The organism is Vibrio sp. 10N.261.52.A1 (assembly GCF_002876325.1).
Taxonomy (GTDB): Bacteria; Pseudomonadota; Gammaproteobacteria; order Enterobacterales; family Vibrionaceae; genus Vibrio; species Vibrio chagasii.
The window spans coordinates 1-428 of record NZ_MCYD01000252.1; the positions used below are offsets into that span (position 1 = coordinate 1).

Genomic DNA, 428 nt, shown 5'->3' on the forward strand with positions numbered 1-428 from the left:
TCTTCACCACCGTAACGAGCCACACAATCAGACGAACGATTCAGTACCTGCTTAAAGGCTTGCGAAACCTGAATCAAAGCATCATCACCCTGTTGGTGACCATAGAAGTCGTTGTAGCCTTTAAAGAAGTCGATGTCACAAAGCATGATGGTCAACGGCAACTTCTCGCGCACATGGTAATGCCACAATGTCGACAACTGTTCATCAAAGCGGCGTCGGTTAGAAACCTGAGTCAAACTGTCCATAAAGCTGAGACGCTCAAGCTCTAGGTTCGCCTCTTCAAGTTTCTGCTCTGCAAGGTAACGCTCAGTGATATCACGAGCCATGATCAACACCCCGTTGGTGCTGGATGCAGGGTCTCTAAATGGCGACTTCACCACGTCATACCAAGTGTATTCACCATCACTAGACATCACTTTATCGATATA

At 47.2% G+C, this 428-nt stretch carries 1 protein-coding gene; it reads right to left on the reverse strand.

The features are described 5' to 3' along the window. The coding region (locus tag BCT81_RS03315) for a diguanylate cyclase (protein WP_133152513.1) at nucleotides 1-428 on the reverse strand (428 nt) is incomplete at both ends.